Source organism: candidate division WOR-3 bacterium (assembly GCA_011052815.1).
Classification (GTDB): domain Bacteria; phylum Hydrothermota; class Tepidihabitantia; order SM23-42; family SM23-42; genus DRIG01.
In genome coordinates this window covers 1-21,546 of the sequence record DRIG01000031.1, presented here as the reverse complement: position 1 = coordinate 21,546, position 21,546 = coordinate 1, and the positions used below count along the sequence as shown (strand labels likewise).

General features: G+C 40.3%; 21 protein-coding genes. 4 read left to right on the top strand and 17 right to left on the bottom strand.

Annotated features, from left to right (window positions below; genetic code table 11):
* Positions 1 to 1,399 precede the first annotated feature (1,399 nt).
* The 11 genes from ENI34_02925 to ENI34_02875 form a co-directional block, all read right to left on the bottom strand.
* A complete protein-coding gene (locus tag ENI34_02925) occupies positions 1,400 to 1,777 on the bottom strand; it encodes a hypothetical protein (protein HEC78078.1) in 378 nt (125 codons plus the stop codon).
* Between the two features lie 157 nt (positions 1,778 to 1,934).
* Complete coding sequence (locus tag ENI34_02920; protein HEC78077.1) at positions 1,935 to 2,648, bottom strand: hypothetical protein; 714 nt, start codon at positions 2,646 to 2,648, stop codon at positions 1,935 to 1,937.
* A gap of 16 nt (positions 2,649 to 2,664) precedes the next feature.
* Positions 2,665 to 3,462: an RHS repeat-associated core domain-containing protein gene (locus ENI34_02915; GenBank protein ID HEC78076.1), complete on the bottom strand. Its 798-nt coding sequence runs from the start codon at positions 3,460 to 3,462 to the stop codon at positions 2,665 to 2,667.
* A 572-nt stretch (positions 3,463 to 4,034) separates the two neighbouring features.
* Positions 4,035 to 4,997, bottom strand: coding sequence for a CPBP family intramembrane metalloprotease (locus ENI34_02910; GenBank protein HEC78075.1), 963 nt, complete (start codon positions 4,995 to 4,997; stop codon positions 4,035 to 4,037).
* Between the two features lie 103 nt (positions 4,998 to 5,100).
* Entirely contained in the window at positions 5,101 to 5,328 is a 228-nt protein-coding gene (locus ENI34_02905; protein ID HEC78074.1) for a hypothetical protein, read from the bottom strand.
* Positions 5,329 to 5,463: 135 nt separating this feature from the next.
* Positions 5,464 to 5,925, bottom strand: a complete 462-nt coding sequence (locus ENI34_02900) for a DUF2948 family protein (GenBank protein HEC78073.1) — start codon at positions 5,923 to 5,925, stop codon at positions 5,464 to 5,466.
* Between the two features lie 104 nt (positions 5,926 to 6,029).
* Complete coding sequence (locus tag ENI34_02895; protein ID HEC78072.1) at positions 6,030 to 6,473, bottom strand: DUF2948 family protein; 444 nt, start codon at positions 6,471 to 6,473, stop codon at positions 6,030 to 6,032.
* 193 nt (positions 6,474 to 6,666) lie between these two features.
* Positions 6,667 to 7,107: a hypothetical protein gene (locus ENI34_02890; GenBank protein HEC78071.1), complete on the bottom strand. Its 441-nt coding sequence runs from the start codon at positions 7,105 to 7,107 to the stop codon at positions 6,667 to 6,669.
* A 142-nt stretch (positions 7,108 to 7,249) separates the two neighbouring features.
* On the bottom strand, positions 7,250 to 8,695 hold the full coding sequence (locus ENI34_02885) for a hypothetical protein (GenBank protein HEC78070.1): 1,446 nt from the start codon (positions 8,693 to 8,695) through the stop codon (positions 7,250 to 7,252).
* A 298-nt stretch (positions 8,696 to 8,993) separates the two neighbouring features.
* Positions 8,994 to 9,215, bottom strand: coding sequence for a type II toxin-antitoxin system HicA family toxin (locus tag ENI34_02880; protein HEC78069.1), 222 nt, complete (start codon positions 9,213 to 9,215; stop codon positions 8,994 to 8,996).
* A gap of 21 nt (positions 9,216 to 9,236) precedes the next feature.
* Complete coding sequence (locus ENI34_02875; protein ID HEC78068.1) at positions 9,237 to 9,488, bottom strand: type II toxin-antitoxin system HicB family antitoxin; 252 nt, start codon at positions 9,486 to 9,488, stop codon at positions 9,237 to 9,239.
* Positions 9,489 to 9,526: 38 nt separating this feature from the next.
* Between ENI34_02875 and ENI34_02870 the strand changes: the two genes are divergently transcribed.
* Entirely contained in the window at positions 9,527 to 9,838 is a 312-nt protein-coding gene (locus tag ENI34_02870; GenBank protein HEC78067.1) for a hypothetical protein, read from the top strand.
* Between the two features lie 31 nt (positions 9,839 to 9,869).
* Here ENI34_02870 and ENI34_02865 read toward each other — a convergent pair whose 3' ends face one another.
* The 4 genes from ENI34_02865 to ENI34_02850 are packed head-to-tail and all read right to left on the bottom strand — an operon-like array spanning position 9,870 to position 16,570.
* Positions 9,870 to 10,748 carry a HEAT repeat domain-containing protein gene (locus ENI34_02865; protein HEC78066.1) on the bottom strand — a complete coding sequence of 293 codons (879 nt, stop codon included), beginning with the start codon at positions 10,746 to 10,748 and terminating at the stop codon, positions 9,870 to 9,872.
* An 18-nt stretch (positions 10,749 to 10,766) separates the two neighbouring features.
* Positions 10,767 to 12,485, bottom strand: coding sequence for a hypothetical protein (locus ENI34_02860; protein HEC78065.1), 1,719 nt, complete (start codon positions 12,483 to 12,485; stop codon positions 10,767 to 10,769).
* A gap of 45 nt (positions 12,486 to 12,530) precedes the next feature.
* Complete coding sequence (locus ENI34_02855; GenBank protein HEC78064.1) at positions 12,531 to 13,736, bottom strand: ABC transporter substrate-binding protein; 1,206 nt, start codon at positions 13,734 to 13,736, stop codon at positions 12,531 to 12,533.
* Between the two features lie 53 nt (positions 13,737 to 13,789).
* The gene (locus ENI34_02850) at positions 13,790 to 16,570 is read right to left on the bottom strand and encodes a hypothetical protein (GenBank protein ID HEC78063.1); all 2,781 of its coding nucleotides are present in this window, start codon (positions 16,568 to 16,570) and stop codon (positions 13,790 to 13,792) included.
* A gap of 130 nt (positions 16,571 to 16,700) precedes the next feature.
* Between ENI34_02850 and ENI34_02845 the strand changes: the two genes are divergently transcribed.
* Both ENI34_02845 and arcC read left to right on the top strand, forming a co-directional pair.
* Entirely contained in the window at positions 16,701 to 17,402 is a 702-nt protein-coding gene (locus tag ENI34_02845) for a UDP-2,3-diacylglucosamine diphosphatase (GenBank protein ID HEC78062.1), read from the top strand.
* 41 nt (positions 17,403 to 17,443) lie between these two features.
* A complete protein-coding gene (arcC, locus tag ENI34_02840; protein ID HEC78061.1) occupies positions 17,444 to 18,379 on the top strand; it encodes a carbamate kinase in 936 nt (311 codons plus the stop codon).
* Positions 18,380 to 18,488: 109 nt separating this feature from the next.
* Here the strand turns inward: arcC and ENI34_02835 are convergent, their stop codons facing one another.
* Positions 18,489 to 18,830 (bottom strand): hypothetical protein, encoded by a 342-nt coding sequence (locus ENI34_02835; protein HEC78060.1) that lies wholly within the window; start codon positions 18,828 to 18,830, stop codon positions 18,489 to 18,491.
* A gap of 149 nt (positions 18,831 to 18,979) precedes the next feature.
* Between ENI34_02835 and ENI34_02830 the strand changes: the two genes are divergently transcribed.
* Positions 18,980 to 20,281 carry a nucleotide sugar dehydrogenase gene (locus ENI34_02830; GenBank protein ID HEC78059.1) on the top strand — a complete coding sequence of 434 codons (1,302 nt, stop codon included), beginning with the start codon at positions 18,980 to 18,982 and terminating at the stop codon, positions 20,279 to 20,281.
* A gap of 246 nt (positions 20,282 to 20,527) precedes the next feature.
* Here ENI34_02830 and ENI34_02825 read toward each other — a convergent pair.
* On the bottom strand, positions 20,528 to 21,546 hold a 1,019-nt coding region (locus ENI34_02825), incomplete at its 5' end, for an IS4 family transposase (protein ID HEC78058.1).

Below are 21,546 nucleotides of genomic sequence, written 5' to 3'. Positions count from 1 at the left end.
CTCCCCGTTTCTCCTAACGCTCCCAACGCTCCAAACGCTCTAAACGCTCCAAACGCTTCTAACGTTTCCCCCTTTCCCCTCCGCCCCTTAACCCCTCCGATGCATAGCGCCTGATATTACTAATACAATAAACGATAAGTCGATTTCATGAATCCATTTATCCTTTTCTACGGCGTTTATAAATTACATATATTCCTATAAGCAGAAAACCAAATATTACTGTTCTCAGGAAATAACCTGAAGGAGTGGTGGGATAGTATCTGACATTAAAAGAAATAAATATCCCAAACAATAATAATCCAACCGATTCGATAAGTACATAATATTCCATTTTTTCTTCTGTTATTTCTTTACCAGTTATTATTCTATCAAAAAATACAGTAATAGGTAGAATGAAACCAACGAACGTCAAAAAGGAAGTTAGACCTATTATATTTAAATAAACTGTCTTGCCGGTTATAATATAAATACAGAGAAAGAAAAGTAATATTATCACAGGAACAAGAATAAGGCGTTTACCCATATGATCTACTTGTTTTTTTTACGGTATTTATAAATTAGATATATTCCCAGAAACGGAAGACCAACTATTGCTGCTCTCAGTAAAAAGCCTAAGGGAGTGGTGGGATGGTTAATATTAATAAGGGAAAAGGCCATTACTACTATTAAAGCTACGAGCTGAAGTATCATATAGTAACCCATCCTTGTCTCGCTTATTTTTTTACCAGTTCTCAACCTATAGAAAAACACATTGATGGGTATAGTAATAACAAGAAATATTAAGAGGATAGATATACCTATCCCAAAAGCTAAACAAATTGTATTACCAGTTATAAGATAAATACAGAAAGAGAAAAGTAATATTATCCCCGCAATAAGAATAAGGTGTTTGATCATCTGATCTATTTACTCCTGTTTCATCCGTTTATAAATCATATATAATCCTATGATCGGAAAGACAAATATTATTGTTCTCAAAAAATATCTTAGAGGGGTAGCTGAGTATATAATACAAAAGAGAAAGAATAAGAAACCGAGAGGGATAATTACAAAATTGCTAATGATAAATATCTTCAGCTGTTTTTCGGTCGGCTCTTTACCAAAAATCAACCAGTAGTAAACTTTATTAAAAGGTTTTATTGTTATGGTAACAGAAAATATAAAGACAGTAGTAAATATAAGAGCCAGAAAAATACTTTTTTTAGTAACAAAAAGCAATATAAGAAAAACCAGAATTAAACAGATTAAAACGCCTAAAAGTTTAAGATGTTTTTTATCTTTCATAATGGCCCTCATTGTAAAGCCCCATTCTTACTCCGGATAATTATAGCAAAACTGAAAGGAATTGCAAGTATATAGAATGTAGAAGTAAGACGATATTTCATTACTATGATATTGTTCATTTTTTTTTCTTCCTTTTATAAATTGCATATATTCCTATAAGCAGAAAACCAAATATTACTGTTCTCAGGAAATAACCCAGAGGTGTAGTCGGATAACGAATGCAAACTAATAAAAGCAGGAATCCAACAACTGTAATCACAAAGCCACTAATGATAAATATCTTTAGCTGTTTTTCTGTCGGCTCTTTACCGAAAATCAACCAGTAGTAAACTCTATTTAGAGGTTTTATTGTTACCGCAATAAAGAATATCCAGAGAGTTAAAAATATAAGAAATAGAAAAATACCTTCATCAAAGAGAAAAAACAATATGAGAAAAACAACGATTAGGCAGATTACCGCGCCTAAAAGTTTACGCTTTTTTTTGTCCACCATAGCATCGCCTCATTGTACCACTCCATCTTTAACTCCGGATAATTATAATAAAACTAAATGGTTTTGCAAGGGGAAAATCCCATTTTTATACAGAACCGGCTTTCCATAACCATTAATTTTTACAGAGGCTACAATCAGTGGCCGGTATTGACTCTCTTTAAAAATCGGCGGCAACTTCCTTGGGAATTTTTATATAATCAAAATATTGACTAACCATTTCTTTTCTTCGCTTCACAGCTTTAAAGATTATTTTACCATTAGCATATTTTTTATTTACCATACTATAAGGTAATCGTTCCGGACATAAATAATAATCTATAATTTCAAAATCTATTTCACCAGAAACCGTGTCAGCACGTTCTTCATGAAAGACAAGCTGACCAATTATATGTGAGCTAACTTTAGAAACACTACCTGTTGATATCAAGTAGCTACAAAACAACCCCTTTATTGAACTCGAATCAAAACGCCTCACAGTATCAAAAACAATTGAATCCATTATGATGAGAAAACAATTATCAATCTGTCCTGTTGCAGGTAAAATTGCGCGTGGATGCTTAAATTGAAAAATAAAAAGAATCTTCTCCCCTTTTTTTAAATTTATATTATAGATACTGTCATAGAAAGAATTCATGATAAAATCAACAGAATCTACATAAACAGCTTCAAAATATTCTGATTTTATAGAATATAAAGAATCTTCTTTTAAAAAAATCCGTAAAACACCATCGGGTTGTCTGCTAAAGCGGACGCAAAATAAACTGTTGATGATCAATAAAATTATAATAAAACAAATTTTTGATATGAAATACCTTTTTCCCCTCTCTAAAGCACTAAAAATGTCAGCTTTCATGATTGTTTTAACCAACATTGTTCTTGTTATGTTGTTAAGGAATTAATCCATACTTTTTTGCACCCATAAACCAACTTTCTTTCATTTTAGAACTCATCATGTCATAGAAATAGAAACCTTCAACACTATAAGCTTGTCTCTCCATTCGATCTAATAGTTCTCTACTATAGGCTTCAAAACCATAGCTTCGTTGAAGCATATGTGTCGCTTCATGCAGTATAACTGCTGCCACGTCATATATGCTTCCCTTATAGAACTCTGTAATAGAAAGTAAGTTAACAAACATCGTACTTGCTCCAACTGCTGGTCCCGTCAGACCTAATTTGCCTATTAGGTATTGATCTTCTATATTTACACCCTGAACTTTCAACCATTCTCCAATATTGATATGTTCCCATCCTTCCCAGGTAAGCACATCCCATTCGAAGATGCCTGAACTTAAGAGAAACATTGCCTGTCTGATTAAATAATTAGAACAACTCCAATCCCAACCTGGTGCCCAGAAATCAGGATCCATTAAAGAAGAGTTCGCATAGAATACCTTATTCGGATCTTCCCAGCCAGTATAATAATTCTTCATCGAACCCCAGAACTCTGCATCATCAGCCATTTGCCATTCAACCCACTGTTTTACCATCGACGTCGTACCCTCGGGATCCACACACATCAAGGGATTGTTCATACAATAGGTATAGGGTGATGACGCTGGTGAGTCCTCCGGATCCAGCCGCATAAACCTCTCCACCTCGGGATCATAATACCGCTGGCAGAAGTAGTTTAAGCCCATCTCAGAATCCCATTCCTTTCCGGTGAACTCCTGCTCCTTCCCCATTCTTACTCCGGATAATTATAATAAAATTAAAAGGTTTTGCAAGGGGAAAATAGATTCTGAGAGCAGAAGAAGTAGAATATAGAAAACTGACCTCTAAATGATCCTATAAATTTATGAACCTTTCTTTCGTATGAATCGCTGATATATTACTGCCACTAATGAGAGTATTATAATTATAAAAAAGAGAACAACAAAAATTACTATAACAATCCCCCACATAATATCAATTTCCATTAGAAATCCTCCAGCTAACAGAATAAAAGGCAAAGAAAAAAAGAGATTTTTATTCACTTTGACATAATGACTAAATGAATAGTTTAATATCGATGGCCACTTAATTTCCAATTTGCTTGTGATATCATTTAACCACTTATACAAGCAGATAAATATCAGACACAGTGATGATACCCCTAATAGTTTACCAACTATAAGAAGTATGATTTCCTCTATATCAACATTACTGGAAGTTAAGTAAATAAAAAATACAACTAACACCATTAAGACGGCGAGAACAATACTGGCAATGATTAGAATTATATTAACAATTCGATCTAATTTCTCTTTATAAGTCTTCATAATTTCATTATATTAACTTTTGCAGATCCGTCCATAGGGTATTCTCTCATTATTATCTTTTTATGACTCAAAAACCAGGTACCAATAGCGACACATCCGCAACCAACACCTACTATCATCCAGCCAGAAACATAATCTGGTAGTAATAAGTAATCAGGAAAAACGAAAACGAAGCGAAGAGCAATTACGGTCAACAAATTACTTAACACATGGGCCGAAATGCACGGTACCAATGAGTTACTTTTAATAAACAGCCAGGAAATAAATAACCTTAAAAGGAACGCTCCGGGCAACTGGTAGAGATTTTTGTGGCTAAAACAAAAAAGTATAGATATCAATATTAATGCTTTGCTTGTTGAATACCGACGAATAAAGCCAGGTAAAATTAAACCGCTAAAAAATAATTCTTCTAAAACAGGAAAGATTATTACAATTGTGATATAGAAAAAAATAAATGATTTAGACATTAAGTAATCATAGGGGTTATGGATATAACCTAATTTGTTAAACAAATATTGAATAATATAATTTATTCCTGCGGAAAGTATTATTATTCCTATAATTGAAGTTACTATCAAAATGAAACTTGATGTTTTTATATGTCTGAAGATGATTGACCAATTGATTTGCATACCAATATGCCGCCGAAAGAAAAAAAGGACAACCGAAAATGAAACTATAGTTACAATCGTCCGAAAGATAAAGTTGTTATAAAGGGAAATATTAACTAAATATTTCGTAGTAACCAATAAAATACTCGGTAATAAATAAACTAAAATAATTAATCCTACAGCTTGTATAAAACCTGGAAAATACTTGTTTTTTTGAACCGACTCCTTTTTATTTGCCTGCATTAAAGGAATACTTTTCATAGCTGAATAATCTTTCATCATCAGGGAGTTGTGTCCAGGTATCCAGCCGCATAAACCTCCCCACCTCGGGATCATAATAACCCGCACAAAAATCTCTCCGTTGCTGCTCTTTCCCCATTTTTACTCCGGATAATTATAATAAAATTAAATGGTTTTGCAAGTATAGAGAATGTGGTAATTTGAACCCAGGTTACTCATTTTCCTTATCCTTCGAATCCAACTGCTTTTGCATCTTTGTTAACTCATTCTTAAGTTCATTCACTTTCTGATTTAATAAATCAAATACGGAAACAGCAAATGCCGCTAACAAAGTAACAGCAGTTATATAACTCCTTTTTGCTGTTAAGAACACAATCAGCGCAATAAGAACCCCAAGCGAACCAGCTCGGCTAATATTTATGTTTTTGAATTTTGCCATAATTACCTCCTTGAATATGTTTTAAATAATAAAAATCTGTAAAACACCCAATTCTTTGACTATTTGTTTTTGTTATGATAAAAGAATGAGACATAGACGGCGAATATAGAAATCCGACTTCATACCCCTTATTGATTAATGACGACCTATTTCAATTCCAAAGAGATAAATAAAATGTGCCTTTCCGAGATTTTCATTTAAATCCATAAATACACCATTAAGTTCTTTAACTGTTAATTTGACAACCGTCTTAAAGATGCATTTAAAATCGATCTCTTTTTTATCTGGATGATATATGATAACATCAATAAAATCGGCTGGCTCTGAATTATAAAAAAATTCTTCAGTGCGGCTTAATTGCATATTTGTAACTTTATTAAAAGTTATGGCTGATGCGTTGCGTGGTGCTGTGCATAATTTCAAAAACAGAAGATTCATTTTTACAGTTGTTTCTTCCCATCTAACTCTTTCCAATTTTAATGAAAATTCTTCTTTCTTTTTGTCAAATTTAATACTGTTAAGATAGAATGCGGCATCATGATAATAATCTGCTGCGCGTTCTAAATCGCTTTCTGACTTGATTAAGATTTTAACCATATCGTTACCAAAAAATTGGAATACGTAAAGGAAAATGTGATTCTTTTAGAATGTAGCGATTTGATCATAAGACACCGGTAGTTTTAATCGCAGTTATTTCTAATTCACCAATTTTCAATTTCCAGACCCCAAAAAAGGACGGTAAATTTATGCCGTCCCTCAGAAATTTTTTCAATATCATCAAATTTTCCTTCCATTCTTTCTACATCCAAACAAATTTTCGTTCCTTTAACGCAACTAAATTTAATCTGTTGATTCCTTGAATCGTATTTGATTTTATTTATAAAGTCAGTTGGTTCGGTAGAATTTAACTTCATCTTATTAACACATTTGAAGCTAAGTGAAGATCTAAGTTTCGGCGCCGACATAATTTTGTAAAGAAATGTTTTTTTACGCACTACGGCTTCTTCATATAATACACGTATTACCTCTAAACCAAAAAATTTATTTTGTTCTTTAAATATAACTTTATCTATCTCAAACATAGCGTCATGAATATAACGAGCAACACAATTTAACTTTTCCACGGAATCTATTATTACCTTCATATAATTACCACCAGGGAATAGGGAAACGTCTTATCCAGTGAGAAGAGGAAACACCCTTTTCCCAGAGTATTATCTGGATATGACTGCGTAAACCAAGATCCTCAAACTTATGATGTGCACTGTGTATTCCTATTTTAATCCCTACAGAGGAAGGAAAACCTATTTCCATTCGGAAAAAATGTAGAATAGAAACTTAACGACAGTTTCTCTTAACTTTTAATAAAATATCAATAGTCGTCTGAATCCGCCGCTCTCTTCTATAAATTCCTATCCATAACACCGAAATTAACAAAGCATAAGGTAACATAAGTCCCCCAATTTCGTGCATCCAAAAATAAAATTTTCCTAAATAATTAAACAAAAATATATCCGAACTTGAAGAGGAAAACATAAACTGTATCACCTTTAATACAATAGTCACTATCACAATTATCACCAAAAATAGTGAAAATTTAACAAACCTATTTTTTTTCTTGTTATCTATAATTTTTTGCTTTTTATGTAAATCATTTAGTGAATTTTGATAAAGTTCTAATTCGTGATTAAACTTAACACCTATCGCACACGCTAAACCTAAAAGTATAAAATATAAATATTTAAATGTACTTTGAATTCCTACTATTTTTATTTCCATTGCCATTTCAGATATGAGAATTACATCTAAAATCAACAAAACAGCGAACAATGAATAAAAAATCATCCCGTTATCATATGCTCTTCCATTCATAGATTAAAGTATTGAATTCATTATTTATCTTCATGTAACCACAGAAGATTCATTTCTTTATTCGATGCCAATTCCATAATAAGTAGACTGCCCAGCTTAAGCGATAGAAAGGGCAATTCGGAGGTTGAATTATTTCCAACCACTCTTTACTTCCTGGTTCTAAATGCCAATAGATATACTCTTTCTCAGAGGTAGTATAATATAAATAAGCCTCTGACCAACTTTTGAAATCACCTGTAATCTCTCCTTGTTCTGCCATAAAATCAATTGTTTTGGTTAGTGCCCATACTATTGCATCATTGACATCACCTATTAAATGAAGTCGAAAATCACTGATCCCAGCATTTAATTTCAATGCAGCAGCAAGTTCCCATGATAAAACTTCAGTCGTCGTAATTTTTCCTATCCCCATCGTTATCGGGTTGAAGAAGTATTCAGTGGTAATCTGTTCATTGCCGGCAATCGTGGTTGTTCTGAAATAATCATTTTTCGCAAAAAAGAAGCGCATCATACTGATGAATTCATTGAGCAAAACTTCGGCATAAAACGCTGGATGTGCCCGCATCCAGCTTTCCATTGACCCGGGCCAGCTGCCAAAACCAGGGGTTGAGCCGGTGTAACCACCGCCACCACTACTTTTCCAGTTCGACCAATCTTCCATCGCCCACCTCTGTTGTTCCTCTTCAAGATAACTGAATTTTGTACCCTCAGGATCCACGCACATCAAGGGATTGTTCATACAATAGGTATAGGGTGATGACGCTGGTGAGTCCTCCGGATCCAGCCGCATAAACCTCCCCACCTCGGGATCATAATACCGCTGACAGAAGTAGTTTAATCCCATCTCAGAATCCCATTCCTTTCCGGTGAACCCATGTGTGTTATCAGCAAATCCTGATTTGGTCATCTCCCCAAATGGCCAATACCACGCCTGCCACTGAATGGTTCCACTTTCATTCGTCATTACACGCACGCTGCCCAACCCATCACAATGATAATATAAAGTATCGGCACCTGCAACCCTGGCAATATGTAAACCACCACTGTAAATATAATGCGCTAAGATACTTCCGTCTGGCGAAAATTCAGCTACCGGATTTATACCAAAACCATAAACATAATATATCGTGTAATCTGTAGTTAAAGTACTACCCGACAACGTCACTTCTCCATAACCATTAATCTCACCGCCAAAAGTCGCCGGTGTTCCAGGAAACACATCCGCCGCACTAGACCCCCCCTGGAATAAACTATCCGTATTTAAAGGCTGTGATGGATCAAATGTTGCAATCGTATAACGTACCGCGCCAATATTGTTCAATAATTGTTTTGAAATTTTTATCTGTACTACCCCACTATCACCAAAGGTACGACTTACCGCCATTCCAAAAGGTTTTGACACTTTTGTCCCATCCTTTTTATAAATTCCATATTCATCATCTGCAAGATAAACACAATATTCCCAGGCTGCTTTTTTCGGTACCTTTGTCCGCATATCCTCTGGTAAACTAATTCTACCCGAATTTACAATCGTGTCAAGGTCTAAATGCGCTGACTCCTCTCCCCTTTTTTAACATCCCTCCGCCCGCTCTTTTGTCATTCTGAAGGAGTCTGCCCCAGGCAGACGACTGAAGAATCTCAATGACTAATGACTGATAAAGATTCTTCGCTTCGCTCAGAATGACAGAAAAGAGGCGGACTCAGACGTTGTCCTGAGAGTATCGAAGGAATGACAAAAAAGCGGCGGACTCAGACGTCGTCCTGAGTGGAACGAAGGAATGACAGAAAAGGAGTTATTGGAAATTTGTCCATTTGTTTTTTGGAATCCCGGCCTGTTTCAGTATCCGATTTAATAAATCAATCCCTATTTCTTTACGATGGGGATTGGGTAAGGTCAATCTGATATCTTTTTTAATCATAAATTGGTGTTTACCACCCTGATATGGGCCTTTAAACCCGAATTTACGCAATCGTTTTATTAAAACCGTCCGTGAAACTGGCGTTAATTTCGACAATGCTGCCTCTTAAATTTTAAATTAACGAGTTTTGACACATTCTAAAGGCTTTACCACAAGTTTACCAAGTTTTGGCAGAGGGAGTCTTTTCTGAATACTCAACAGAATCCACCCTTCTAAAACCTCCCTCAGATTCTTACGACATTGTTCCAGGGTCTTACCTGTAGCCCATAATCCCTTGAATCCGGGGATCTCACCATAATAACGCTCTCTGTCATTAATTATTTCATAATGTGCTTTTTTTAATGCCGCTTCAATATATTCAATTAACATGGTTAATTCTAATCAGGTCCGGAGAAAAGTCAAGGGGAATGGGCGGAAGGGAAAGGGGGAAATGGAGAAAGGGGGAAACGGAGAAAGGGGGAAACGGAGAGCGGTGCTGGAAGGGAGCTACGCTGGAAGGGATGCACTTCGTGCATGGAAGGAAGCGGTGCTGGAAGAGAGAGAGATTCTTCGTCGCGTTGCTCCTCAGAATGACAGAAGACAAAGCGTTTAGAGCGTTGAGAGCGTTGGAAAAGGGAGAAACGGGGAAAGGGAGCGGTGCTGGAAGAGAGCTACGCTGGAAGGGATGCACTTCGTGCATGGAAGGAAGCGGTGCTGGAAGAAAGAGAGAATGGGATTAGTGGGGATGTTTAAAATTCAGCCGGTGGTATTTTACAGCTCAGAAATTCTTTTGTGAAGGAAATTCTTAAGGATTTCTTGCTTCTCGTTCTCCAGAAATAACAGAAGTTTATCTTTATCATCACATACTTCATATATTATAAGTCTGATTTCCGGACCACCTTTTTTTACATAACTGTCCAGTTTTGTCTTTCCGCCATCGATTTCCGACAGCGTTTTAAAGACAAAAAAGTCCTTCAGTGAATTATCTCCTATTGAACCAAGCAACGGTTCCAGTGCCGGTTCACCGATCTTTACAAGCCCTGCCACCGCAGCATAACGCACACCATAAAATTCATCATCCAGTCCCCTGAGCAGGTACGGTATATCGTCTTCCTCTGCCACACGGCTCAAGGCATAGTACGCTGATTTCCGTACCACGGCGATCGAATCATTAAGACCTTCTTTGATATAAGGAACCGCTTTTCTTGATTCGGCCTTACCAAGGGCGGTGAAAGCACCTGATCTTATCTTCCATTCTTTGTCCTTTATAAAACGCGCTACAGGTTCCACAATCTCCTCACTGCCGATCTCTCCCAGTACCCATAGTGATTGTTTAAGTGCCCGGTCTTCTTCATCTGACCCTCGATAGTCAATCTTTTTGACGATTCCTTTTATTCCCCTTGTTCCGATTTTCTTGAAGATGTCTTTCAACCTGTGCCGTTCTATTGCGGATTTGGTGTCGAATTTACTCACCAGAAAATCGATCGTGGTATCGCCGTATAAAGAATCCTGTCCCAGTTCCACGAGTTTATTGAAAGCCGAGTCTTTTTCCGCCTCGAACTGAACAAGCAGTGTCGTCGCCTTGTTGTAGAGGTCTTCAAAATCAATACCCTGATTTACCAGGAACAGAAGGAAAATAACACTCTTCATCAACACCTCACGACTCCGTCATTCCCAATCAATCCTGATTCCATACCTGCCCCTCTTCCACAAAGAGCTGTTCTCACCGCCTTCAGTATAAGAATCCCTGCCTTTGATATCCATTAAAACCCCGATGCTGCCGTATTCCCGACGGAAATTCCCGTATCCCTGGGTATTGCGGTTCCGTTTCACAGAATAGGTGTCGTCACCGAGTTCATCAATCAAGAGCCCTATTCCATTGGCATTTCCTGCTCCCTGACTGAGGTCAAAGGCAAGATAAGAATCGTCTCCCTCAATATCGTACAACAATCCCAGGGAAAGATCATGACCGCATCCCTGGGATACACCCTTTGCCAGATAATTATCATTCCCTTTTTTATCCACCAATAAACCGATGGTTATGTGTGTACCGGCGCCCTGGGCGTATTGATATGCAAGATAACTGTCATTACCGGCGTCGTCGACAATCGCACCGATGCCGTACCAGTAGCTTGACCCCTGGGCAAAGATATCACCGATATAAGAATCATTGCCGGCTTTATCAAAGATGGCTCCGATTCCCGCTGAAAGATCGGGTCTAAAGCCGATCGAAAATCCCTGAGAAAGAGAAAGGTAATGATCAAGGTATCTTATTTCATCGATATACTTTTCTGAAATGAGGTATCTGTCATTACCCGCCATATCACCGATAACACCGATACCGTATGTCGAGGCGAACCCCTGGGCATAAAGGGCGCCTTGATAAGTGTCATTGCCGTCCTCATCCTTCAGGATACCGATGCCGAAACCACCTGCCCCCTGGGTGAATGTATCACCGTTATAGCGGTCGTCTCCTTTTCTGTCCAGCAGAATCCCGACACCAAAAAGCCCACAGCCGAGTGAAAAATTATCCGCCCGATAACAGTCGTCCCCCTGTTCATCAATCAGCACACCGATCCCGAAATGGCCGCAGCCTATTGAATAATCACCGCCTTCATAAAGATCGTCACCGGATTTATCAATAATAAGATTCATTCTTCCGCTGTGCCCTCCATCCAGGTGATAGACATCGTTTCCGCCCAGGTCGATGATGACCGCAAAATTCTTTTTGTATACGTTATCCACAGTATCACCGACCACAAGCTCGCCGAACTCATATCTTTTGTAATATACAATAGAACCCTCCACACCTTCCAGACGTACTGGGTTGTCTTCAATCTCTGAAAGCCACGATTCATATAAGGGGATACTCAGAAGCAATTTGCACGCGGCCGTGAAGAGTTTTTTGTAATCGATCTTTTCACCGTTCATTTTCAGAAAGTTGACCAGTGAATCATTCCGCTTCTCATTCTCTTTATCTTCTTCAATTGATTCTGTCAGGTCAGGTGAAAAAAGCGTCAGCTCCCGAAAAACATCTGGCAGTGCTTTCGGCGTTTCACGGAATGTTTCATCAAGCAAACGGCTGCATTCTTTCAATGTCTTTAAAAATGGACTCCTCTTGCTCTTCAGATTCAGCCCGTATAATTCGACGAACTCTTTGAGCACTTCGGGTTCAGAAGATTGCCAGAAACGCTCTTCCAGTTCACCGATAAAATCTATCGAATTCAACGGATTGCTCAACAGTTCATCAACGACTGCAAAGCGGTAAGAATCGCGTATCGTATAATCTTTTCTGAACCCGAGATCATCTTTTGTCAGGCCGATGAAAGACAGGGTCGAATCGAGATAAGAAGACCAGACCTGACTCAGCAGAAAGAGGACAATCATATTTTTTATTATAACAAAATTCCCGGCAAAATCAAGAAAGTCATACTACTTCAATTCAACAAGGAATCTACGGGCGGCGAAATCCAGTGCCTGCTGCGGAGTTCTCTCCAGGCGGAGGGCTTCTTCAAGTGCCTCATTGAGATAGATACGACCCGTGAACCATTCTTTCACCCGTGGTTCGGTCCCGGCAAAGTACAGCTGCTCGAGGATCTTACCATATCCAGGATTTTCATCAAGAAATTTCTTACAGGATTCAAGCCGGGTGACACTCTGACGGGTCGGAAGATAATAACTCGCCCCGGTCCAGCGCATCTGATTTTCCGGTGTTAAAAACCACTTTATGAACTCCCACGCAAGTTTTTTCTGCGCCGCTGTGGTTTTTTTGAACATTCCGATATTCGTACCGGCGATGACCGTAGCATCTTTCTTGCCCCGCGGAAAAGGCGCCACCCCCATGGTAAAAGGTACCTGGTCCTTCATAAACACCCAGGATACAACCGACGCCGGAATCACAGCGACATTACCTGAAAGAAATTCTGTCTGGCGTTGAAATCCCGGGTTTAGATAAAGGAGACTGTCTTTTACCAGCTCAACCATATATTCGAGCACCCTTCTACCTTCCGGTGAATTGAACAGCGGTGTTCTCGTCTTTACATCATATAAAGACCCCCCTTCCTGATAGAGCATCGTGGAAAAATACCATACATCAATCGGCCAGGAGGTGGGCCAGATATCTTCTTCTCTTATTGCCTCACAGAGTTTGCGAAATCGACTCCAGTCCTCTGGAAAGCTGTCGAAATCATGTGAATGCAGAAGGTCGCTGTTGTAGTAAAATACCGGGATACTCTTGTTAAAAGGCAGTGTCACCAGCACTGAATCATAAATATTATCTTCGATAAAGACAGGATAGAAATCCTTCAGGTTGAATTCTTCGTCGTCCTTTATGAATTCTTCCAGTGGATATAAGACGCCGGCTTTAAAGAACTGATCTGTCCAGGATTCATACATCTGGGCGATAACCGGCGGCGAGTTCGACGCCACTGCTCCCATAAGCTTCTGGGCAAGGGCGTCATAAGAACCCATGTGTACGGATTTGACCTCACCTTCTGGATGTGCTTTATTGAAATCATCAATCATCTCATTGAGCGTCCTGCCCAGCGGTCCGCCCATAACATGCCAGAAGGTGACAACGGTCTTCTCCTCTCTACGGCAGAAACAGATCAATAATAATAAAAACAGAATTTTCTTCATAATGGAAATATTTCCGGGTGTTATCTCTTATTCTCTGTATCGAGAAAAAATCTTCACCACTCAGGTCCGAGAGTCAAATAAAACTTCCACTCGGAACGCTCGCCGTCTTCATCGATCCATTCCTGAATGTTCGTCGCCCGCGCCCAATCAAGTCTGAAGATGATATAAAGAAAAGTAAATCTCAAACCGCCGCCGACCCCCATCTTCAAATCCTGAAGATGAAACCCGCCGTCTGTACTGTAAACCTGGAAAGAATCCGTATAAACACCTCCGAAATCGGTGAAGAGCACACCCCTTATATTCCTGAATTCAAGAGGCAGGGGAAAAGAAATCTTCAATCGGTCGATAAAAGGGAACCGATATTCAAAATTCAAAAAACCCAATTTTGAACCGCTGAAGGCATAATCATCAAAACCACGCAACGTATAGGCGCCGCCGATCGACCAGCGGTCCAGGTCCGGTCCGAAACTTCCCGCCGCCACCAACCTTGCGGCAAAGCTCGCCCGTGGAGACAGACGGAAATATCGACGGTAATCCAGGATGGCGCTCCTCAATTCAAAATCGCTGAAAACCGTAGCATAACCCTCCAGCCTGACTCTCCGACCGTTAATCGGGCCGATATTCCCCCATCGGGTATTATCAAAGACAAAAGCAAGATTAGGATAAACAAAGTTGTAATCGTCTTCGCGATAAGCATCGGAATAATAAACCGGGAAAAAATCATACCATCTTGTTTCATAAACCTTGTAGGCATATCCTCCTATTTCAACCCTGAAGAAACGGTCGAATGGGTATTGAACAAGAGCGCCGCCGCCGAGATGACGCCAGATTAAAAGATCGTTGCCTTCACGGAAATAATCGAGGTATTGGAATACGGTTACTCCGAAATCAGGCCTTTTGGCAAGATACCAGTAATTGAGGAATATATCAGAGCTTATTAAATTCCCGTAAAAATCCGCTGCAATCTGGATATGGTGGTTACCCAGAATATCACTTATGCCGACCTGGCCGAGCCCTGAGAATCCCAGCACTGAATAGTAGGAAGCACTGGCGATGAAGTAGTCAAACGTGAACCTGGGTCGATATTTCTTAACCCGACTCTTCTCCAGTTCAGTCTCTTCATAAACCAGTTGTTTTAGCTCAACCTCTTTCAATTCCCCGTCTTCCATCTTTTCCAGAGGATTCTTCACCACACAGATATCATAACCATAATCTTTAAAAGAGGAAAAAGCAATCTTGTCTCCCCTGGCAGAGATCGAAGGATAATAGATGCCGGTAAGGATGTCGGTCCTCTTCACTTGCTGGGAACTGTCGCAGGAACACCAATAAAGATTGAATGCAGTATCATACCCGGCAACAAAGAATATGCCGCCGTCGGGATTAAAGAACGGTGACGCCATATAGGTACAGCGCGGGGTCAAACGGCCGGTGAAATCATCGGAGATCAAGAAAATCCCGTAGTTTCCATAACGGTAGTCTTCAGTGCTGTCAGGCCGGTCTGACACGAATGCGATTGCTCCGTCAGGGCTGAAAACAGGATAACGATCGGCATATATATCATCCGTTATCTTCTCGACATATTCAGAAGCGATATCAAGAAGATAAATATCAGAATAACCGTCTTTAAGTCCGGAAAAGATAATTTTGGTACCGTCGGGTGAGAATTTCGGTGAATAGACTCCGTCCAGATGGAGTTCGATTCTTTTATACACTCTTCCACTCTGGGCGTCCATTATATAGAGCACATCCTCACCCTTTGAGCGCGCCGCAAATGTTATATACCTGTCATCAGGAGACCAGGCAAGCCCTCCCTGATACAGATGAAGGCCTTCATACCCTGAAGAGTACTGAGACTTCACCAGCTTCTTGATGACCTTGCCGTCGATACTTGATATTATAATGACTTCCGCAACACCCGATTGGTCACTGATAAAGGCGACCTTGTCACCCCGGGAAGAGAGTGCTGTGGAGGTGTTATAGACCGACCGTGTCTTTTTATGGTCATAGATGACCCGTGCGAATCTGTCAAAGTTATCCTGCAGTTCAATCTTGGGCCAATATTTCATCTGGTAGTAACGGATGAACCTGGTGTTGAAGTCGTCGATCGTCACACCGAATAATGTAATAAATGCCGCCTCAAGGCTCTTCTTTGCTTTAAGAAGATGCAAAAACTCACCCACCTTCTGTCTGCCGTATGTCTCCTCCACATATTTATAGAACGCCTGCCCTTCTTTGTAAACAATAAAACCTCCGTAGTTCGCCAGGGATGAAAGGGGAACGATATTATTGTACATCACAAGGTCGCGCATAAAGATATCCGTCGCCAGGTCCCAGTTCAAAGATTCAAACTCCGCATGCCCTTCCATCACCCACAAAGGAATTGAATAAAAGATATCGCCGGCGAACAACGCCTCCATCTTGGAGGGGAAGAAAATAACAAACTGGAAAACATGGGTGAGCTCATGGACAAGGACGTGTCTGAATTCTTCATAGTCACCGTTGAAAGGAACGACCATTCGGTTCTTCATGATTTCAGTAAATCCACCCACTGATTCCTCAATCAACTGGAGTGTAACATTTGTCTGGGCGAAATCATTGGGTGAGTTATATATGATTACGGGTATTGTAAAGTCCACATCAATACCGAGATCTTCGCCCAGCATTTCATAGCCGTCCTCAAGAATCTCTTCGGCGAAATCAGCAAGGTCTTCACCGCCTTCATGAAAATAGATATTGAAGTGCTCGGTACTTAAAACCTTGAAATGATAATCTTCATATTGTATTTTATTTTGACCGAAATACTGGCTGAAAAATATCAAACAGATAATCGTCATAATAACCTCTCTCTCAACTCTTTAGAGTATCTGTCATATCTAAAGGGTTTAATTATTATCATTATATATTCAATTAAGTTGATTGTCAATCTGTTTATTGACTATCTTTTACAAATTTGTATAATTTCTGATGCATATCTTTATCAGCGACGCCCACATCAGAACCGACAACAGCTATCGGGCGAAGATGCTCCTTGCGTTTTTGCGTGAATTCGAATCAAAGATTTCCAGTCTCTTTATTCTCGGTGATATGTTTGAATTCTGGTTTGAATACAACATCGTATTTCCGAAACATTACTTCAAAACACTCGCCTCATTATATAATTTGATCCAAAATAAAAAGCCGGTCCACTACATACTGGGAAATCATGAAGTGACGATCGGTAATTTCTTCAAAAATTTCGGTTTTATAATCCATAAAAATTCGGCGCTTCTCGATATTGATGGCAAAAAGGTCTTTCTCTGCCATGGCCATCGGCTCGACCGCAGGATATGGACGGTTCTCTGGGAACATATCCTGAATTCCAGAATCAATCATAAACTGTACACTCTTCTGCATCCTGACATCGGGGTCTTCCTTGCCCAGGGCATCGCGTATCTCTCACGGAAGCAGCGCCGCAGTCCGAATGCCGCCCGCTTGCTTGAAAACTACGCCCGGACGCAACTGCAAAATTGTGATATCGTCTTCCTCGGCCATTCCCATATCCCCGTCTTTAAAAAATTTCCTCATAATAAATATTACGTGAACACCGGTGACTGGATCGACCACTTTTCCTACGGCGTAATCGATAGAGGAAAAGTTTCCCTGGAATATTACAAACATAGAGTTTAAACCACGACTTGACATTTTTACCCTTATATTTATAATAAAAGATGAAAAAGGCGGTCATTGCTTTAGGCGGTAACGCGATTGCCGCAACAGGTAAAGAAGACATCCACGAGCAATTCGCCAACACGCGTAAGAGCCTCGCCGGCATCGTGGAACTCATTGAAGAAGGTTATAACCTTGCAATCACGCACGGCAACGGTCCCCAGGTCGGCAACGCCCTTTTACGTGTGGAAAGAACCGCACAGGATATTCCGGGTCTGCCTCTCGGCGTCATCGTCGCCGACACCGAAGGCGGAATGGGCTATATGATCGAACAGTGCCTGCAGAACAGACTCCATCTCCTTAACATAAAACGTGACGTTGTAACAATCGTCACTCAGGTCATTGTCGACCACGATGACCCCTCCATAAAAGCCCCTACAAAATTCATCGGTCCGTTCTATACCAGAAAACAGGCTGAAAATCTGGCGATAAATTTCAACTGGATAATAAAAGAGGATTCAGGCCGTGGTTATCGTCGGGTCGTCCCTTCACCAAAGCCCATAAGAATCGTGAATAGAAGAATCATCCGGCAGCTTGTCGACCAGGGTGTAATCGTTATTGCAGCAGGCGGCGGCGGCATCCCCGTCTATGTGGAAATCGACGGCACATACGAAGGTATTGATGCGGTAATCGATAAAGACCGTGCATCAGCGGTCCTCGCCCGGGACATCAAGGCACAAACACTCGTGATTTTAACCAATGTTGAATATGTATACTTGAATTACAACAAACCTTCCCAGAAAAAACTATCCTACATCTCCATTGCAGAGGTGAAAAAATATCTGGCTGAAGGCCATTTTGCACCGGGCAGCATGCAGCCCAAGATCGAAGCAGCGATAAATTTTCTGGAAAACGGAGGCAGAGAAGTAATCATCACCTCGCTGGACAGGGCGAAACAGGCGATCACCGGAGAAGCCGGCACAAAGATCGTAAAATAAAATTTAAAATGCTGGCGTAACAGACCGCCAGCCATTTTAAATAAATATCTTTAATGCCTCAGCTTACTATCAATCAGCGCATCGGCCCGATGGTTCGCTCTTTCCTTTACTAAATATTTATCTTTTCGGCGATATCTCCGAAGATCGGCATCTTCCAGTAGTCACCGGTGAGAGATTTTATCATACCGATGATACCTAAAACACCGATGGCAAGAAGCACCAACCATTCGATAATCATAAACAAGATTCCGACATAAGGAATGAGACTCAAAATAGTGAAGACGATAAGAACCGCAATGGCGCCGATGCACAAAACCATTCCCTGTTTTCCGTGGAAAACCGCAAATTTATTATCCTTTTTACCAAGCAGTGGAACAAGAAAAAGAATGCCCCAGTAGCCGATAAACGCCCAAATCTTTCCTTCCTCAATGTCCTTATCAATTTCTGGCATCTTACCTCCTTTTACTATAGTATATAAATAATTCCCAATAAGTCAAGATAAAATTATAAACGGGCCGGAATACAATGATTTTAAACTCGCCCTTGATTAAGTAGAAAAAAAATGTATAATAGAACGGTGAAATTATCAAGGAGAAGAATATGTTGAAAGATTTGATAGTTAAAAGAAAGATAAAGACCGGAGTGATCGGTCTCGGTTATGTCGGACTGCCTCTGGCTGTGGAAATAGCCAACAAAGGTTTAAAAGTAATCGGTATTGATATCGACAGAAAACGGGTGAAACAGATAAATAAAGGAATATCAGTAATAAGTGATGTCCCTTCCTCGGTATTGAAGCCGCTGGTTAAAACAAAAAAGATCCAGGCGACCAGTGACAGTCGACGGTTAAAAGACTGTGATGTGATTCTGATCTGTGTTCCGACCCCGGTCAACATCAACAAAGAACCTGATCTGGGGCCTGTAATCAAAAGCACAAAGGAAATCAAAAAGCATCTGAGAAAAGGACAGCTCATCATTCTCAAGAGCACCACCTATCCCGAGACGACCGAAAAGGTGATTCTGCCGATTCTCAGCGAATCAGGATTAAAGGTGGGCCGTGATTTCTACCTTGCTTTCTGTCCTGAACGCATCGACCCGGGAAACAAACGTTTCGGCGTTGTAAACACGCCCACTGTAATCGGTGGCGTGACTAAAAAATGTACGATGTTGGCGACTCTATTCTATAAACAGTTTGTGAAGAACGTCCATCCGGTATCCTCACCAAAGGTCGCTGAAATGACAAAACTCCTGGAGAACACGTTCCGCAACGTCAACATCGCCCTGGTCAATGAATTCGCCCAGTTGTGTGAACGCATGGGTGACATCAATATCTGGGAAGTAATCGAGGCGGCGAAGACCAAACCGTTCGGTTTTATGCCCTTTTATCCCGGACCGGGTGTGGGTGGACACTGTATTCCCATTGATCCTTATTATCTATCATGGAAAGCCCGGGAATATGATTTCCATACGGTCTTCATCGAATTATCCGCACGCGTCAATGAAGAGATGCCTTATTTCACCGTGAACAAAACAATAGAATCTTTGAGCCATGCCGGTGTATGTCCGAATAAAGCGAAAGTTCTTCTTCTTGGTATGGCGTTTAAGAAAGACATTTCCGACCTCCGGGATTCACCGGCGATCAAAGTTTATCAGATTATCAAACCAAAGGTCAGACTTGTCAGGTACAACGACCCTTATGTTCCTGTGGTGCTTATCGAAAACAAGAAGATACATTCGGTGAAATTGACGAAAAAAGAACTTAAAAAATATGACGCCGTGGTGATTCTCACTGACCACTCTGTCTATGATTATGACTTCATCGTCAAGAATTCCCGCCTTATTATCGACACCCGAAACGCCATAAAAAAGAGAACCAGAAAGGTAAAAAAACTGGGTGCCGGATAAAGAGAAATCTGCATAAAAATATGGCCTGACAGACCTTTGATTCAGTCGGGCATAAACCAAAAAACTCCCGCAATCACGGGAGTTTTTAAATTTCACCCTCCAAACCCCTTCCGGCCGCGACCCGCAGGTCGCGACCGGGAGGGGAAATGTTTCTATATATTAGACAATAAATTCTAATAACAGTTTATTATATCCAAAAGTACTTAAGTGTCAAGAGGAAAGAACTCTGACTCCTCTCCACTTTTTTCATAATGTCTCCGGGACTAAATCTAGCGGGAATTTGATTGAGGGCCATTTTCTTATGATTATTATCCCTGTGTTAAATATGCTCAATAATTTCTGTGCTTTTTTCTTTTTTGGTAATACGGATATTAACTGGAGTAACTCAGGATAGCGTTCTGCTTGACTGCCAATAATTAAGGCAAATAGATAAGCTAAAACCCCAGCCAGTAGTAATTTGCCCACTTTGTCCGCACGGGATAGCCGGAGGCGTTTAAAAAACAAACCATCTTTGAGATCCCGGAAACCTTCTTCAATTGTCATCCGGCGACGATATATTGCTAATACCGCGTCGGCGCAATTAATATTAGAAGCAAGATACCATGAATCATCTTGCTGATATTTCAGCAACAGATTTAAGGTGATGCCGCGGGTCTTACGATATAATACCCGAGATAACCACCTTATCTTTTTGGCCCTCAGTGGTATCTGGTTGACACACCCCTGATAACCTTTAGTTCTTATCCATACCTTACCGGCGACCCGAATCACAAACTTCACCCCCTGTTGCTGTAAAAATCTAAAGAATTCAACATTACCAAAACCTCGATCAGCAACAAACACAAGCTTAGCACGTAATTGAAAGGGCACAGCAGCCAGAAAGTAATGAACACACGCACGCTCTATTTTGTGAGGGGAGAAGTCATCCGCCGGAGCAACTATCCAAAATAAGGGAATCGAACGTTTATGATAAGGGATACTGAATGCAAGGATATGATCTTTCCTGATCTGTGTCCAGTCGAGAATAATCTCTAAATATTGCCGGTCTTTGAGCGCGGTTAGAGTCCAGACAATCAATCCCTGACATGGAATCTGATAGTCAAATGTCGTCTTTGCTAAGAAACGCCAAACACGGCGAAGTCGATGTTTGAAGACAATCGGCAGTGCAATCTCACGCGCCAATTCGGAAAGAACCGCCCGCTTGACATTTAGCAGGGCTTGGGTTATAATAATCAGTGTTTTACGGGAATGGCCATGAAGTTTAT